Origin of the sequence: Salinibacterium sp. NK8237 (genome assembly GCF_015864955.1) — a bacterium.
GTDB lineage: Bacteria > Actinomycetota > Actinomycetes > Actinomycetales > Microbacteriaceae > Rhodoglobus.
This window is the reverse complement of the sequence record NZ_JADYWE010000001.1, coordinates 524,247-540,523: the sequence shown is the minus strand read 5'-3', so window position 1 is coordinate 540,523 and position 16,277 is coordinate 524,247. Positions and strand designations below refer to the sequence as shown.

Here is a 16,277-nt window from a genome sequence, read left to right as displayed (position 1 = left end):
CAATCATTGCAGCGTCGACCGTCGTGTTCCTGCAGATAGGCGCATCGTGCGCGAAATTTAACAAAGAATTTGGAACTAGTCGTTGATGAGGCCGAGTTCGCGAAGCTCGATGGCCAATCGTGCGCCGTCGGGGGCAAAACGCCACGGAATCGATGAGGTCTCTTCGTACTCGGCTGATCTACTACGCCCACCAGCGAGAACTGCCTCACCGGTGGAGAGCTGGCGAATAGCTACAGCAGCCACATTCTCAGGATGGCTCCGGGCAAATTCGCCATAAATCTCTTCATCGTGTTGCCCGTCATCGCCCACGAGCAGCCACTTCACTTGAGGAAACTCGGCGGCGAGGCGTCGCAGCTCGGCACGTTTGTGCTCAGCGCCGCTGCGGAACCATCGATCGTGGGTTGGACCCCAGTCGGTGAGCAGCATTGCTCCCCGCGGGTAAAGATTACGACGCAAGAAACGGGTCAGCGTTGGAGCGACGTTCCACGCGCCGGTCGACAGATAGATCACGGGAGCAATCGGATTCGCCCGAGCGATCCGGTCATAGAGCACGGCCATCCCTGCAACGGGGCGTCGGGCATGTTCATCGAGCACGAAAGTGTTCCACGCGGCGAGGAGCGGTCGGGGAAGCGCCGTGACCATAACCGTGTCATCCACGTCTGAAATCACGCCGAAATTCGACTGTGGGTCTACAACGAAGATGTGGGCGATCGCTGGTTCAGCACCGGCAGAATCGAGGGTGGCCGTCTGCCAGCCAGGGCTCAGCGTGGCCTTGATTTGAGTGTCGATGACACCACCGCGACTGGGGGTGACTTCGACCTTTGTGCCACCGATGGTCACCGTGACGACTTCATCATCAACAGGGATGCTGAAGAAGCTGCGCCAGCCACGAACTTTCTCTGCACGCTTCTTTGACGTCTCAGTGCCGCGAGTCAGAACTACTCGGCAGAGAACACGGGCCCAGCCCGGAGCGCCGTAGCTGCTGTACGGAATAATCGTGGTGGTGAGTCCGCGCTTGCGACCACGGCGTTCACGCCAGCGGTGAAAGGAATCCTCGATGCGGGCGGCTCGGTGGAGGATCTCGCCCGCTTTTTTCGACTGAGTGTTGGACGCGCTGGTTCGAGCCATGAAGCCAGCCTAGGGTGACTGGCGGTCATCCGGGGTGCACACGAGTTCTCTAGGGCTGCCTAAAGCTGCGGCACAGCACGAAGCTGTTCACTCACTGTTGCGGATGCCGTAACCACGTTATCGACCAGAAAGCGGTCTCCGCGAGTGTGTGGGTCGATCCATTCATCGATCGCGTCGTGGGCTACGAGGACAGGCATCCGGTCATGGATGTCGGCAAGTGCGCCGGCCGCCGGTTGCGTCAACATAGTGGTCGTCAGATGCCAGCGCGTGGGGTCGCTCGGGTCGGCGGCGGGATCTTTCCACCACGAGTAGAGACCAGCGAAGAAGATGAGTCCCTGGGCGGGCGCAATGTAATAGGGAACAGGCTTCGCTCCACTCTTCTTGGTCTCGAAGTAGCCAATCGCTGGCAGCACTGCGCGCTGACTAATTACCGCAGAGCGAAAGGTTGGCTTCTCAGTGACTGTCTCACTGCGAGCATTGAAGGTCGGATACTTGCCACGCAGTACAGGGGAGAAGGGAGGCGTGAGCCACCATTGCGCGAGTGCCGCTCGGGGAGTCACTTCTGACTTGGGGTCATCGCGGTCACGCGTCGTCTTGAGAAGTATCGGGACCTGATCCGTTGGGCGCACGACTGGCGTTGCCAGCCAATCGGCTTGCCACTCTTCGGGTGGTCTACCCGTCGCCGAAACAAACTCGGTGATCATCTGGTTCACCGTGTCGTCCATAGCAAATCGACCGCACATATATGAATTTTACGGCCTATTGCCAGAAAAAGTGAGCTTCTACCCCACGTAGAACAATCGTTCTAAAGGTTAGGATTGATCAGACACCGAGAAGGGGGCCATTGTGTCCGCACAAACAACCACCATTGAGATCGTGACTGAACCAGCAGTCTCGCTACGCAACGAGCCAGTGCAAGCACGAAGCACAGCTCGTCTAACCGCACTACTTGATGCAGCAGCATCCGTCGTCGACGAGGTCGGAATCGAGCGGCTAACCACCGCTATGGTTGCCGAACGCGCGGGAGCATCGATCGGCACCGTTTACCGTTATTTCCCCGACCGCATCGTATTGTTGCAGGCTCTGGGATCGCGCAATTTCGATCGAGTGATGGCACGAATCACCGAAGCCATCAACGATCCAGCCCACGCTGACTGGCGTGCGGCATTGAGCACGGCGTTTGCTTCCGTAATTGACACGTACCGCACAGAGCCAGGGTTCCGCGGCCTGCGAGTCGGCGACCAGCTTGACCTGCGCCCGCTGCCAAACGGCCGCACGCACAAGTCGTTGGTAGCCGAACGCATCGTTGAGGCACTCTCAGCGCGATTTGGCGTCGAGAACTCCGCAGCAACTCGCTTCACGCTTGAAGCAGGTCTTGAGATGAGCGATGCACTCGTGGCACGCGCATTCTTGATGAACCCGCAGGGCGACGAAGAGTTCATTACCGTAAGCACCTCCTATGTTCGCGGCTTCATTGCGGAGAACATCAGCTGGTAGTTAAGTTCGCTTTATGCGAATTTGCCTTAGTTATGCCCAATCGGGAATGACAGCGGCGTCGAATACTGTTTAGCTAATAGTGCTGGCAAGTGTCGATCCGCGTAGAGGCGCGAGGAATGAGCCGAAATTATGATTGAATTTCGAGCAGTAACCAAGCGTTTCCCCGACGGGACCGTGGCCGTAGAAGACTTTAATCTCGTGATTCCGTCACGCAAGATTACGGTCTTCGTCGGCTCGTCCGGCAGTGGTAAAACAACGCTGTTGAGAATGATCAACCGCATGGTTGATCCCACGGATGGCGACATCGAAATCGATCGCGTCAGCATCATGAGCAAAGAACCGGTTGCTCTCCGGCGCAGCATTGGCTACGTCATGCAGAACTCCGGGCTCTTGCCGCACTTCAAGGTGATCGATAACGTCACCACGGTGCCGATGCTCAATGGCGTGCCGAAGAAGAAAGCACGGGAGCAAGCACTCGAGTTGCTTGACACCGTCGGTCTCAGCCGCAGCTTGGCCGACCGCTACCCGAGTCAACTCTCGGGCGGGCAGCAGCAACGCGTCGGAGTAGCGCGCGGACTTGCGGCCAACCCCAACATCCTGCTCATGGACGAACCCTTCGGTGCCGTTGACCCGATCGTGCGTGCGGAGTTGCAGCAAGAAACCATTCGGTTGCAGCACGAGCTCGACAAGACGATCGTCTTCGTGACCCACGACATCGACGAAGCATTCTTGCTCGGCGATCAGGTCGTCATTCTCGAAAAGGGTGCCAAGATCGCGCAGGTCGGCAGCCCGACCGAGATCATGGCAGCCCCGGCAAGCGACTTCGTCGCCAATTTCATCGGGACTGACCGTGGCAAGCGCGCGCTCACGCTCAAAAAGACCGCTAGCGGAACAATTCTTGTCGACAGTGAAGGCCGCGGCGCCGGCGTTCTTGTAGGAGGGTCAGAACTAGCGTGACCTGGATCATCAATAATCTTGATCTGATCTGGGGCCTCACGCTTGAACACATTCGGTTGAGTATTCCGCCGATCGTTCTCGGGTTCCTCATTTCGATCCCCCTCGGGTGGCTGGCATATCGCTTCAAGCTCACTCGGGGCATCCTGCTGACCCTTGCCGGGCTGCTCTACACGATTCCCTCGCTCGCGCTCTTCGTGATTTTGCCACCGCTGCTAGGGATTCCTTTCTTGAGCGAATACAACATCATGATTGCGCTCACGCTCTACGCGGTGGCCATCATGGCTCGTTCAGTAGCGGATGCTCTCGCCTCCGTAGATCCCGCGATTCGTCAATCTGCCACCGCTGTCGGTTTTGGCGGCTGGCGCAGATTCTGGACGGTCGACTTTCCGCTCGCCGGTCCTGTCGTGCTTGCCGGATTGCGTGTGGCAGCGGTTTCCACCGTCAGCCTCGTGACGGTTGGAATTCTGATCGGAGTCGAAAGCCTTGGCTATCTCTTCACCAACGGTTTTCAGCGTCGCATCACCGAGGAGATTTTCTCCGGCGTTGTCATGACCGTGGTTGTTGCGCTACTCATCGACCGAGCGCTCGTGTTGCTCGGACGTTTCCTTATGCCGTGGGCGACGGTTGCTAAGAAAAAGAAGAAGCCTGTCGCTGAACCCGTGAGGGAAGGTGAGCTTGTATGAACCTCCTCGTAGAAGCAGTTCAGTGGCTCTTCTCGCCGGAACGTCTTGGCGGCAATAACCCCGTCCCCGTGCGCGTCGAAGAGCACTTGTTCTACACCTTCCTCTCGGTAGTGATCGCCGCGTTGATCGCAGTGCCGTTGGGGTTCTACATCGGGCACACCGGAAAGGGACGCGAATTTGCTGTCGGACTTTCTGGTGCGGCTCGAGCCCTGCCGTCTTTCGGCCTCATCCTGCTGCTGGTTCTCCTCTTCGGAGTGGCCCAGACTCAACTGCAGATTGCCGCCGTCACCGCGTTCGTGTTGCTCGCCATCCCGTCGATTCTGGCTGGTGCCTATGCGGGCATCGAGGCTGTCGACCGTCGAGTAATTGATTCGGCCCGCGCAATTGGTATGACTGAGTGGCAGATCCTGTGGAAAGTGGAAGTGCCACTGGGGCTTCCGCTGCTAATCGGTGGGTTGCGGGCGGCCACGCTGCAAGTCGTCGCCACCGCTACTCTGGCGGCCTACGTCGGCCTTGGTGGTCTCGGAATTTATATCTTCCGCGGCCTTCCCCTCCAGCGCTATGACGAGATGCTCGGCAGCGCTCTGCTGATCGCGGCGCTCGCACTCGCTCTCGATGGAATATTTGCTCTGCTGCAACAATTCGCGGTTCCCCGCGGAGTTTCGGCTGGGCGTGCTAAAGATGTCCGAACGTCGTCACCTCGACGACGTACGGTGGCAGCAAAAGTTGCCCAAGAAAGAAGAGGATAGAAATGTTCACAGCTAAGAACAAAGGCCGGCTCGCGCTTGGCGCCGCCGCGGTCGGGGTTGCAATTGCCCTGTCAGGGTGTGCAACTAGTGATCCCCTGGACACTGGATCGAGTGATGATAACGCCTCTAGCGACACCATCGTCGTAGGATCGCAGGCTTATTACTCCAACGAAATCATTGCGGAAATCTACTCGCAGGCACTCGAAAACGCCGGCTTTGATGTGGAGCGTCAGTTCCAGATCGGTCAGCGCGACGCCTACCTTCCTGCTCTTGAAAGCGGCGAAGTAGACATCATGCCCGAGTACACGGGAAACCTTCTCCAGTTCTACAGCGCCGACACCACGGCTACCGCTTCAGACGAGGTCTATGCAGAGCTCGCTGACGCACTTCCCGAGGGTCTCACCGTTCTCGATCAGGCATCTGCCACCGATCAGGACTCCTACAACGTGACTGCTGACTTCGCCGCGGAGAACTCGCTTGTCACGCTCGCGGACCTGGCTGGCGTGAGCGACCTCAAGCTCGGCGGCAACGCTGAACTCGAAGAGCGTCCCTACGGCCCCGCCGGTCTTGAAGAGACTTACGGTGCAACCGTCAGTTTCACCGCGACCGGCGACACGACCGTTGACGCTCTCGTAGCGGGAACGATCAACATCGCGAACGTCTACAGCGCCGACCCGCGCATCCAGACCGAGAACCTCGTGAGCCTGACTGACCCTGAGGGGCTCTTCTTGGCATCCAACGTTGTTCCGCTGGTAAACGCAGATATCGCTGACTCTGTTGCTGACGTGCTCAACGCTGTGAGCGCCAAGCTCACGCCCGAAGGCCTCGTAGCCCTTAACGTTCAGAGCACCGTTGACAAGATGTCGTCTGACGACATCGCCAGCGCGTGGTTGAGCGAAAACGGTCTCAGCTAATACTGGCCAAGCAACAACACCTAGCTGACTAGTTCAGCACTGTTGACTAGTTCAGCACTGAGGGGCGGATGCACGAGCATCCGCCCCTCAGTCGTTAACGTTTATTCGCTGTCGTGATGTTCCATATGGCGCTGCTGGGAGCGGTGCAACAATTTCTTGGCGACAAACGCGATGATCGCAAGCGCTGCCACAACGGCGACGAAAATGTAGCCCGCGTAATGCAACTGATCGAGGAGTTCCCGAAAGCTACCGGCGGTGAGGGCGCCGACGGAGACATAGCCGATTGACCAGATGCTGGTGGCAGGAACGGTCCACGCCATGAAGGTACGGTAACGCATGGTGCTCATGCCGACCGTTACCGGTATCAACGAGTGCAGCACCGGCAGGAAGCGGGAGATGAATACCGCGATGCCGCCGCGGCGCCCAAGATAGCGTTCGGCCTGAACCCAGTGCTGCTCGCCAATGCGCTTGCCGAGCTTCGAGTGCCTGATCTTGGGGCCGAAGAAGCGCCCCAAGGCGAACCCGACGCTCTCACCAATGAGGGCGCCAATGATAACGACGGCGATGAGGATGCCACCCTCGAGAATGCTGCCCACTGCTGAGCTGGCGACTAAGACCACGGTATCGCCGGGCACGAGCAGCCCGACCAAGATCGAGGTCTCGAGCATGATCGCGACGCCCGCCAAAATGGTGCGCAGTACCGGGTCAACCGACTGCACGGTGTCAAGAATGTAGCTCAGCGCATCGTTGACCCATTGGCCGATATCAACGCCGGCAGCGGCGGCTGCGGTGTTGAGGGCAAGGTCAGCGGGATCCACAGAATCAGCCTAGCGAGCCAAGCCGAAAGCAGACTGGCTATATGGTGCGAGCGAGTGCTCCGAGCCGGGTGCGCCACTGCGCGAGACGGCCCGGCTTCTCCGCGACAGCTGGCCCCTCAACCCACTCCGACACGATACGGATGCCGTGCAGAGCATTCACTACCCACACTTCGGTTTCGGCGAGTTCGGCCGGGGTCACGGCTTCTTCGTGGGTGTCGAGCCCGAGAGCCCGCGCCAGGGTGAGCACGCTGCGGGCGGTCACGCTGTCTACGCGTGCGAACTCCGTCGGGGGGCCGCAGAGAATTTCGCCGCGCCACCACAAAATCGCACTGTAGGCGCCCTCGATAACAAAGCCTTCGTCGGTGAGAATGATTGCTTCGTCGGCGCCGTGAGCGCGAGCGCCAACCTGCAGGGCTCCCAGGGCGGGAATGTCTGGCCCTTTGATGCTGGGCTGGCTCCGAGGATCCTCACCCGTGAAACTGATCACCTTCGCTGAGCGGTGCAACTCGGGGTTGGCGCGCAAGCGCAGAAGGAACTCGGCTCCGCGAAGCTCGACGCGCGGAAACCAGGCGCCAGCGCGGGGGAGAGCCGCGATCGCAGCCGTGAAGAATTTTTCAGCAGTTTCTTGCTGGGCAGCGGGGACGGCATCCAAGAATCGTTGCTTATGAAGGTTGAGGGCGAGTACCTTGCCGGAGTCGACGAGCCACGAATCGGCGACGGTCATGGGGTTTTCAGGCACGTCGTCGGGGGAAACTTCGAGGAGTTGGTCGTTCTGCCACCGGTAAATTGCGTCCGCACTCATAGGCTTAGGTTATGCGCTCTCGCGTTCTCATTGCTGACCTGCCGCGCTGGGTCGACCCCGCGGCGGTGTTTAGCGAACTCCTGAAGAGTGCCGATAGTGCGGCGGGCGCAATCTGGCTGGACAGCGGAGTGAGCGCGACGACCGGCCGCAGCTACCTCGCGCTCTCGCAGCGCGCCGTGCTCAGCACTGACCTCACGGAACCCGTTTTCGACTGGATGCGACGCGAGTTTGCCGTGCCCGACGTCGATGTGTCCGACGCGCCAGAGGGTTTCCGGCTCGGCTGGGTCGGCTGGCTCGGCTACGAACTGCGCGGCGAATCGCTCGGGGTTCCCATCGCTAAACCGGCCGAGACGCCGGATGCCGCCTGGCTGTGGGTAGACCGCGCTCTGGCGTTCGACCACTCGTCTCAGTCGCTCAGCCTGCTCGCTCTCGGCGAGAGTTGGACGCCAGAGCTCGCGCAGTGGCGCGATGACATAGCGGCGCTCGTTGCCGCGGCGGGTGAAGCACGCGCTCCCGAGCCACAGGCAATGCCGGCAGCGCAGGCACCGCCGGCAACCGCCGCGCAACCGCTGGAACACTCACCACGCGCCGCGACACCGCCGCCGCCGAGCGCAGTCTGGCGCGATTCCGACGCTGACTATCTCGCCATGATCGCAGCCTGCCAGAGCGCAATAACCGAGGGCGATGCCTACCAGTTGTGTCTCACGACGAGTGTGCACGTCGATGAGGTCGCTGATCCTGTCGCCACCTATCTGGCGCTTCGTGCCGCGAACCCGAGCCACCACGGTGGATTCATGCGGGTGGGGGAGACCGCGCTGCTGAGTTCCACTCCCGAACAGTTTCTCTCTATCGACCCGAGCGGCCTGATCGAGACCAAGCCGATTAAGGGCACGCGCGGCCGCAGCGCCGACCAGAATGACGACGACCGGCTCGCCGCCGAGCTGCTCGCGAGTGACAAAGAGCGCGCCGAAAACCTCATGATTGTTGACCTCATGCGCAACGACCTCGGTCGCGTCTGCGAGGTCGGCTCGGTGACGGTGCCGAAGCTGTTCGACGTAGAAAGCTATGCGACCGTGCACCAGTTGGTGAGCACCATCCGGGGTCAATTGCGGCCTGAGGTGAGCGCTGTCGATGCCATCAAGGCGTCGTTTCCGGCTGGATCGATGACGGGAGCGCCCAAACATTCGGCGACGCTCATTCTCGATTCTCTTGAGCGTGCCCCGCGCGGCATCTACTCGGGCGTCTTCGGGTACGTGGGGCTTGACGGTTCCGTTGACCTTGCTATGGTCATCCGTTCCATCGTGATGGATGCCCGGGGTTCCACGATTGGCGCCGGCGGTGGCATCACGGCTCTCTCGGTGCCCGCAGAGGAGCTGGCCGAGGTCAAGTTGAAGGCGGCTGCACTGCTGCGAGTGCTCGGCGTTCCGGCTGATTAAGCGGTCGCGCATCCGCTCCCGGCTGTAGCGAACCACCGGTCTACCGTGGGGCTGTGTACTGTGAGAGACGTCAACTCATAGACAATGGAATTGCCCGACACTTTTTGGCCCCCTCGAGCGCGGCCGTGAGTTGGGTAATCTTAGATCTTCCCTGTAACGAATTGAGAGTGTTTACGTGACTGAGCAGCCCAACTTTGCTGGTGCACACGACGACCGCGATGGTGCCTCGGACTACGATGTAGCCGCCATCCACGCCAAGTGGCAAGCCAAGTGGGAAGAGCTTAAGCCGTTCGCGACGAGCGACCCCGAAGACAAGCGCCCGCGCAAGTACATTCTTGACATGTTCCCGTACCCCTCGGGCGACCTGCACATGGGCCACGCCGAGGCCTACGCCTTCGGTGACATCGCGGCACGCTACTGGCGTCAGCGTGGTTTCAACGTTCTGCACCCCATCGGCTGGGACTCCTTTGGTCTGCCCGCCGAGAATGCTGCCATCGAGCGCGGCATTGACCCTCGTGGCTGGACGTACGACAACATTGACCAGCAGAAGAAGAGCATGAAGCTCTATGGCGTTTCCTTTGACTGGGACCGCGTTCTGCACACGAGCGACCCCGAGTACTACAAGTGGAACCAGTGGCTGTTCCTCAAGATGTACGAAAAGGGCCTCGCGTACCGCAAGGATTCCTGGGTCAACTGGGACCCGGTAGATCAGACTGTTCTCGCAAACGAGCAGGTTCTGGCCGACGGCACGTCCGAGCGTTCCGGCGCCGTCGTTGTCAAGAAGAAGCTCACACAGTGGTATTTGAAGATCACCGACTACGCCGACCGTCTGCTCGACGACCTCAACCAGCTTGAGGGCGCCTGGCCGTCGAAGGTTCTCACGATGCAGCGCAACTGGATCGGCCGCTCGGTCGGTGCGGATGTCGACTTCGAGATTGAAGGTCGTGACGGCAAGGTCACGGTCTTCACCACGCGCCCCGACACCCTCTACGGTGTGACGTTCATGGTCGTCGCCCCTGATGGTGACTTGGCTGCTGAACTCGTGGAGAACGCCAGCGACGATGTGAAGGCGTCATTCGCTAGCTATCTCGAGCAGACCCAGAAGCAGACCGAGATCGAGCGCAAGGATGCCGGTCGCGAAAAGACTGGCATCCCTCTCGACCGCTTCGCCATCAACCCGGTCACGGGCGAGCGCATCCCGATCTGGGCTGCTGACTACGTTCTGGCTGATTACGGTCACGGCGCGGTTATGGCAGTGCCAGCCCACGACCAGCGCGACCTCGAGTTCGCGATCAAGTTCGACCTGCCGGTGCGTGTCGTGCTCGACACGAATGCGCCGATTACTGGCCTGATTCCTGTTCTCGAGCTCGACGAAAACGGCATGGCTATCCTCCCAGATGACCTGCCGCCGTTGAACCCGCGCGAGACGGGCAAGTCGCTGCAGGGCGATGGCCGCATGATCAACTCAGGCCCTCTCGATGGTCTGAGCAAGAACAATGCGATCAGGAAGATTGTGGAGCAGCTTGAGGCTGCCGGCACCGGTCGTGCTGCGAAGACCTACCGTCTGCGTGACTGGCTGATCAGCCGTCAGCGTTTCTGGGGAACCCCCATCCCGATCATTCACGGTTCCGATGGCGAGCTGATTCCGGTTCCCTTCGACCAGCTGCCTGTTGAACTGCCGTCGACGGAAGGTCTCGACCTGAAGCCGAAGGGCAAGTCGCCTCTCGCCGCCGCCGAAGACTGGATCAACGTTGAAGACCCGCGCGATGGCAGCCCTGCTCTTCGCGACGCTGACACGATGGACACGTTTGTCGACAGCTCGTGGTACTTCTTGCGGTTCCTGTCCCCGAACGACTCCGAACAGGCCTTCGACCCGGCAGAAGCAGAAAAGTGGGCTCCGGTCGACCAGTATGTCGGTGGCGTTGAGCACGCGATCCTGCACTTGCTCTACTCGCGCTTCATCACCAAGGTGCTGTTCGACCTCGGCTACGTCAGCTTCACCGAGCCCTTCAGCGCGCTGCTGAACCAGGGCATGGTGCTCTCTGAGGGAAAGAAGATGTCGAAGCGCAGCCGCAAGGCTGTCACGTTCTCGGGCGAAATCGCCGAGCACGGTGCCGATGCGCTTCGTTTGACGTTGGCGTTCGCTGGCCCGCCCGAGGAAAACATCAACTGGGAAGATGTGTCGCCCGCTGCATCCCACAAGTTCCTGGCTCGCGCGTTCCGTGTGGTGCGGGATGTCACGAGTGCCCCCGAGATCGAGTGGAAGACAGGCGACACAACGCTTCGTCGCGCCACCCACCGCTTCCTCGCCGATGGCCCAGGCCTCGCCGAGTCGCTCAAGTTCAACGTGCTCGTCGCTCGCATCATGGACCTCGTCAACGTGACGCGCAAGACGATCGACACCGGCGCTGGCGGCGGCGACGCTGCGGTTCGTGAAGCTGCTGAAGTCATCACGATCGCTTTGAGCCTGTTCGCTCCGCACACGGCAGAAGAGATGTGGGAGAAGCTCGGCTACGAGCCCACCGTCGCTCTCGCCGGCTGGCGCAAGGCCGACCCGTCGCTCCTCGTTGAGGACTCCGTGACGGCCGTCGTTCAGGTTGATGGCAAGGTCCGTGACCGCCTCGAAGTCTCGCCCAAGATTGATGGTGCCGACCTCGAAGCTCTCGCCATGGCATCCGAAGCGGTCAAGCGCACCGTCGGTGACCGCGAGATCGTCAAGGTCATTGTGCGTGCTCCGAAGATCGTGAACATCGCGACTCGTCAACAGCCCACCGAAGGCTAAGAAGCTCCACACTTACCGCTAAGCGCGTCCCGAGTAATCGGGGCGCGCTTAGTTTTTGGGGGTGGAAGAGTTTGAGCAGGCTCGCAAAGCACGGCTGCGAGTGCGCGTTGGCGCCGTCATCGTTGTGGTGCTCGTCGCGCTGGGATGTGCGGTGTTGGCAACGGCTCTCACCGATAGTCCGACGGCCCTCGAGATCGCACGGGGCGAGGTTGGTGATGGAGGCGACAGCTTTGCGATTGAGGCTCCGTCTCTCTTCGTGCACGTCACGGGTGCTGTGGCTCGCCCCGGTCTCTTCGAACTGGCGGAGGGAGCGCGGGTTATCGACGCGATTGCGGCGGCTGGGGGATTCACGGACGACGCTAATCGCGATCAACTCAATCTTGCGCGGCTGCTGACGGATGGCGAACAATTCGCCGTGCCTGCCGCCGGCGACGGCGACGACGCAGCCGGGGCCACGGAATCGGATGGCCGGGTGAATCTGAACACCGCGGATGCCGCAGCGCTCGATACGCTGCCCCGCATCGGCCCCGCGATGGCGGCACGCATTCTGGCCTGGCGTGACGCAAACGGACGCTTCACGAGCATCGATGATTTGCGCAACGTTGCTGGAATTGGCGACGCGACCTTTGACGGATTGCGCGACTTGGTCACGGTATGACTCTCGATCTGCGGTTGAGCCTGCCGGTTGCCGCCGCGTGGATCGTGGCGGTCTTCTTGATCGCGGTCCCAGCGTGGTCTGTTCACGTTTCAATTGCCCTATGGCTCGGAGCTGGGGTGTGTGCGGCGGCTGCGCTCGTGACCGAGCGACGACTGTTGCCCAGTCTCGCGCTGGGATGCGCCCTCGCGGCTCTGTGTTCAACATCGGTCGCGTTTCAGGCCGAGAATCGACAACCAGCGGTGCTCGCGGAGATCGCTGCACAACATTCGACCGTCACCGCGACAGCAGTGACGACGAGCGCGGTGCTTGACGATGCAGAGTTCTTTCAAGCGAACATCATCGAGTTGGAGAGTGATGGCGAAATCGTAGAGCTCGATTCTCCTGCACTCATTTTCAGCGAACGGGGTGGTTTCGGCGCGAGCGAAACGACAGCGGCTGACGTGCCAGACGGCCGTGAGATTTCAGAGTCCGCCGGCGAAAACGTGCCGTGGGGGATCGGTGTCACTTTCACCGTCACCGGCACTCTCGCGAACACCGAACCCGGCGACGGGCGCGCGGTGCTCCTCTTCGCTTCGGATGCTCCAGAGTGGCGCGCAGCTCCGAATCGGGAGTTCGATTGGGCAAATCAGCTGCGCCGCACGTTTGCCGCTGCAACGACCCAGCTTCCGGGTGGCGGGGGCGAACTCTTGGGTGGCCTCGCGATCGGCGACACCAGCGCCGTCAGCGATGATTTGGATGCCGCGATGAAGACAAGCTCGCTGAGCCACCTCACGGCCGTCTCTGGGGCAAACTGCGCGATCGTGGTCGGATTGATCATGGCGCTCGGCGGACGTGCCGGAGTTCAACGCGCACTGCGGATTGCTCTCTCGATACTCGTGCTGCTGGCGTTTGTGATCGTTGTCACGCCCGATCCGAGCGTGCTGCGTGCAGCGCTGATGGCAACATTCGTGCTGATTGCGCTGGGCAGCGGCAGGCCGATCCGGGGGATGGCCGTTCTTTCCCTCGCTACGATCGCACTCCTCGTGTTCGACCCGTGGCTTTCGCGCAACTTCGCCTTCGTGCTCTCCGTGTTCGCTACCGCTGGGCTACTGCTGTTTGCGGAACCGCTTGCGCAATTTCTCGCACGTTGGATGCCCCGCTGGCTGTCACTCGTCGTTGCCGTGCCCTTGGCGGCTCAGCTCGCCTGTCAGCCCGTGCTCCTGCTCTTGCAGCCCTCCTTGCCGACCTATGGAGTGCTCGCGAACGTAATGGCGGCGCCCGCCGCTCCCATCGCTACTGTCGTCGGCCTCGCGGCGTGTGTGGCGCTCTCGGTGATCCCGGCGCTCGGGCTTGGCCTCATGTGGATCGCGTGGATTCCCTCCGCGTGGGTTGCCGCGGTAGCTGAATTCTTCGCCGAGGCCCCGTGGGCGCGCATACCGTGGTGGGAGGGCTGGGTGGGGGTCGTGACCCTCAGCGTGCTCACGGTGCTCCTCCTGACCGCTCTCATGACCACTGGAGCGTGGCGGGCGCACGCTGTAACCTCGCTGCTCATCGCCGGTGCTCTCGCCATCGCCGTCGTCGTGGGCTCTGCCGTGAGCACGGCGCTCACGTGGCCGAGCGACTGGTAATTCGCCCAATGCGACGTCGGGCAAGGAGACGCCGTAGTCGTTCGTAGCGCGGGCAAAACTGCCCTCATCGACACCGGTGCCGAGCCAGAACTCCTCAAAAACTGTCTCGATCGCCTCGCGATTGGCCACATCGATCTGTTGGTATTGACCCATTTCGACCACGACCATGTTGGCGGAACCGAGGCGGTGGTGGGCAAGGTGAGCACCGCCATCGTTGGCCCGGTCGGCTCAGCGGACGACGAGCAATTGCTCAGCACACTTGCGGCGTCCGGGGCACGCGTGGTGGAGGTCAGTGCAGGAGATCGGGGCCAGATTGGCGAACTGCAGTGGAGCATCCTGTGGCCTGCAGCAGTGCTGTCGGGGATAGACCCTGGCAACGACGCGAGCGTGGTTGTCGAGTTCGCTCCACGCTCCGACTGTCTCCAGCAGTGTCTCAGCGCGGTGTTCCTTGGCGACCTCGGCGAAAGCGCTCAGTCGCGCCTCGCTTCCGCTCACGCGTTCACACAAGTGGATGTCGTCAAAGTAAGCCATCATGGTTCCGGCGATCAGTATCCGGCCCTCTATCTCGAGCTGAAAGCGACTCTCGGACTCATTGGTGTCGGAGCGGATAACGGTTATGGGCATCCGACGGCCGATGCGCTCACCATGCTCGATGACGCTGGCACGGCAGTAGCCCGCAGTGACGAAGACGGCTTGGTGTTGGTCTCTTCAACGGTGCAGCCCGGTGTGGTTTCTGTGTGGTCGGAGAACGATGTGGGTGCCCGGCATTAGGCTGGGTTGCAGTTCATAGTGAGGAGTCTCGTGGCCGCCAGAACCCCTGCACGATCGACGACGAAGTCGAAGGTCGCTATCCCGCAACTGACGTGGAACCAGGTGCGTCCCGCACCCATTATTCTCGTGAGCGGAACCGAGGGTTTCCTTGCTGACCGTGCCATCCGCACGCTTCGTGACACCCTCAGGATCGAAGATCCCAGTCTTGAGGTCAATGACCTTGAAGCAGACCATTACGGTCCCGGTGAACTCATCAGTCTTGCGAGCCCTTCCCTGTTTAGCGAGCCCCGGCTGATTCGGGTCACGAACGTCGAGAAGTGCACCGACGCTTTCATCACTGAAACCCTGTCTTATCTCGAGGCGCCCGCAGACGACACTTATCTCGTGTTGCGCCATGCCGGGGGAGTGCGCGGCAAGAAGTTGCTCGACGCGATCCGCGCCGGCAAGGGTGGCGGAATTGAGATCACCTGCCTCGAGCTCAAGAAGGATACCGAAAAGTACGATTTCGCCTCTGCAGAGTTTGCAGCGAAGCGCCGACGTGTCACCCCGGGCGCACTCCGAACTCTCGTGTCGGCATTCTCTGCTGATTTAGCTGAACTCGCTGCGGCCTGCCAACAGCTGCTCGCCGATGACGCTGATGAGATCAACGAGGCAACTGTCGCCCGCTACTACTCAGGTCGAGTCGAAACGAGTGCATTCAAGGTGGCGGATTCGGCAATCGCCGGTCGATCTGGTGAAGCTCTTGTGCTTCTGCGCCACGCTCTCGCGTCGGGTGCCGACCCCGTACCGATCGTTGCCGCTTTCGCCTCCAAACTGCGCACGATGGCAAAGCTTTCGGGTGGTTCAATGTCTTCTGGGCAAGCCGCGAAGATGTTCGGCATGGCACCCTGGCAGGCTGATCGTGCGATGAAAGATTTGCGCGGCTGGAGTGATGCCGGGCTCGGTTCAGCCATTGAGGCGATCGCGGATACCGATGCCCAAGTGAAGGGCCTCGGGCGTGATCCTGTCTTTGCCCTTGAACGCATGATTTCTGTGGTCGCCGCACGAGGCAATCACTGACCTGCTCCCGGCAGATCTCAGCGCTTAACGACAGAAGCCCCCGACCGCGAACGGTTGGGGGCTTCTGTGTGTTCGACGTGATGTCGAGCGGAGGTCTTAGAGTGCTGCGACCTGCTTGGCCATGGCCGACTTGCGGTTGGCTGCCTGGTTCTTGTGAACTACGCCCTTGCCAGCTGCCTTGTCGAGTGTCTTGGAAGCGACCTTCAGGTTCGCGAGAGCGGCGTCTTTGTCGCCAGCCTTGATCGCTGCGCGCGTTGCGCGGATAGCGGTCTTGATCTGGCTCTTGACCTGGCGGTTGCGGTCTTGTGCCTTCTTGTTGGTACCAATGCGCTTGATCTGCGACTTAATATTTGCCACGTGTATGTGCTTTCTTGTTTGTGGATCAGAGATGGTGGGCGGCCGTGGAAGAGAATCGG

15 protein-coding genes and 1 pseudogene are annotated in these 16,277 nt (G+C 60.9%); 11 read left to right on the top strand and 5 right to left on the bottom strand.

What is annotated here, in order from left to right; genetic code table 11:
* Nucleotides 1-75 precede the first annotated feature (75 nt).
* Together I6E56_RS02625 and I6E56_RS02620 are read right to left on the bottom strand one after the other, a co-directional pair.
* Nucleotides 76-1,128 carry an App1 family protein gene (locus I6E56_RS02625; RefSeq protein ID WP_197135832.1) on the bottom strand — a complete coding sequence of 351 codons (1,053 nt, stop codon included), beginning with the start codon at nucleotides 1,126-1,128 and terminating at the stop codon, nucleotides 76-78.
* Nucleotides 1,129-1,187: 59 nt separating this feature from the next.
* Nucleotides 1,188-1,871, bottom strand: coding sequence for an SOS response-associated peptidase (locus I6E56_RS02620; RefSeq protein WP_197135830.1), 684 nt, complete (start codon nucleotides 1,869-1,871; stop codon nucleotides 1,188-1,190).
* Between the two features lie 103 nt (nucleotides 1,872-1,974).
* On the opposite strand from I6E56_RS02620, the gene I6E56_RS15270 reads away from it, so the two are divergent.
* The 5 genes from I6E56_RS15270 to I6E56_RS02595 all read left to right on the top strand — a co-directional run bounded on the left by I6E56_RS15270 (nucleotide 1,975) and on the right by I6E56_RS02595 (nucleotide 5,928).
* Nucleotides 1,975-2,625 carry a TetR/AcrR family transcriptional regulator gene (locus I6E56_RS15270; RefSeq protein ID WP_197135828.1) on the top strand — a complete coding sequence of 217 codons (651 nt, stop codon included), beginning with the start codon at nucleotides 1,975-1,977 and terminating at the stop codon, nucleotides 2,623-2,625.
* 129 nt (nucleotides 2,626-2,754) lie between these two features.
* A complete protein-coding gene (locus tag I6E56_RS02610; protein ID WP_197135827.1) occupies nucleotides 2,755-3,582 on the top strand; it encodes an ABC transporter ATP-binding protein in 828 nt (275 codons plus the stop codon).
* On the top strand, nucleotides 3,579-4,265 hold the full coding sequence (locus I6E56_RS02605; RefSeq protein WP_197135825.1) for an ABC transporter permease: 687 nt from the start codon (nucleotides 3,579-3,581) through the stop codon (nucleotides 4,263-4,265). The genes I6E56_RS02610 and I6E56_RS02605 overlap by 4 nt, the downstream gene beginning before the upstream one ends.
* Entirely contained in the window at nucleotides 4,262-5,014 is a 753-nt protein-coding gene (locus I6E56_RS02600; RefSeq protein ID WP_197135823.1) for an ABC transporter permease, read from the top strand. The genes I6E56_RS02605 and I6E56_RS02600 overlap by 4 nt, the downstream gene beginning before the upstream one ends.
* A gap of 2 nt (nucleotides 5,015-5,016) precedes the next feature.
* On the top strand, nucleotides 5,017-5,928 hold the full coding sequence (locus I6E56_RS02595; RefSeq protein WP_197135821.1) for an ABC transporter substrate-binding protein: 912 nt from the start codon (nucleotides 5,017-5,019) through the stop codon (nucleotides 5,926-5,928).
* 101 nt (nucleotides 5,929-6,029) lie between these two features.
* Here the strand turns inward: I6E56_RS02595 and I6E56_RS02590 are convergent, their stop codons facing one another.
* Both I6E56_RS02590 and I6E56_RS02585 read right to left on the bottom strand, forming a co-directional pair.
* Nucleotides 6,030-6,692, bottom strand: coding sequence for a DedA family protein (locus I6E56_RS02590; RefSeq protein ID WP_307842824.1), 663 nt, complete (start codon nucleotides 6,690-6,692; stop codon nucleotides 6,030-6,032).
* 91 nt (nucleotides 6,693-6,783) lie between these two features.
* A complete protein-coding gene (locus I6E56_RS02585; RefSeq protein ID WP_197135818.1) occupies nucleotides 6,784-7,548 on the bottom strand; it encodes an aminotransferase class IV in 765 nt (254 codons plus the stop codon).
* 11 nt (nucleotides 7,549-7,559) lie between these two features.
* Between I6E56_RS02585 and I6E56_RS02580 the strand changes: the two genes are divergently transcribed.
* The 6 genes and pseudogenes from I6E56_RS02580 (at nucleotide 7,560) to holA (ending at nucleotide 15,861) form a co-directional block, all read left to right on the top strand.
* Nucleotides 7,560-8,984 (top strand): anthranilate synthase component I family protein, encoded by a 1,425-nt coding sequence (locus I6E56_RS02580; protein ID WP_197135816.1) that lies wholly within the window; start codon nucleotides 7,560-7,562, stop codon nucleotides 8,982-8,984.
* Between the two features lie 175 nt (nucleotides 8,985-9,159).
* On the top strand, nucleotides 9,160-11,766 hold the full coding sequence (leuS, locus tag I6E56_RS02575) for a leucine--tRNA ligase (RefSeq protein WP_197135814.1): 2,607 nt from the start codon (nucleotides 9,160-9,162) through the stop codon (nucleotides 11,764-11,766).
* Nucleotides 11,767-11,827: 61 nt separating this feature from the next.
* Nucleotides 11,828-12,424, top strand: coding sequence for a ComEA family DNA-binding protein (locus I6E56_RS02570; protein ID WP_307842734.1), 597 nt, complete (start codon nucleotides 11,828-11,830; stop codon nucleotides 12,422-12,424).
* On the top strand, nucleotides 12,421-14,031 hold the full coding sequence (locus I6E56_RS02565) for a ComEC/Rec2 family competence protein (RefSeq protein ID WP_197135812.1): 1,611 nt from the start codon (nucleotides 12,421-12,423) through the stop codon (nucleotides 14,029-14,031). The genes I6E56_RS02570 and I6E56_RS02565 overlap by 4 nt, the downstream gene beginning before the upstream one ends.
* Nucleotides 14,032-14,055: 24 nt before the next feature.
* Nucleotides 14,056-14,802: pseudogene (locus tag I6E56_RS02560) on the top strand (ComEC/Rec2 family competence protein); the annotation flags it as partial.
* A gap of 30 nt (nucleotides 14,803-14,832) precedes the next feature.
* A complete protein-coding gene (gene holA / locus I6E56_RS02555) occupies nucleotides 14,833-15,861 on the top strand; it encodes a DNA polymerase III subunit delta (protein ID WP_197135810.1) in 1,029 nt (342 codons plus the stop codon).
* A gap of 96 nt (nucleotides 15,862-15,957) precedes the next feature.
* Here holA and rpsT read toward each other — a convergent pair whose 3' ends face one another.
* Nucleotides 15,958-16,218 (bottom strand): 30S ribosomal protein S20, encoded by a 261-nt coding sequence (gene rpsT / locus I6E56_RS02550; RefSeq protein WP_197135808.1) that lies wholly within the window; start codon nucleotides 16,216-16,218, stop codon nucleotides 15,958-15,960.
* Between the last annotated feature and the right edge of the window lie 59 nt (nucleotides 16,219-16,277).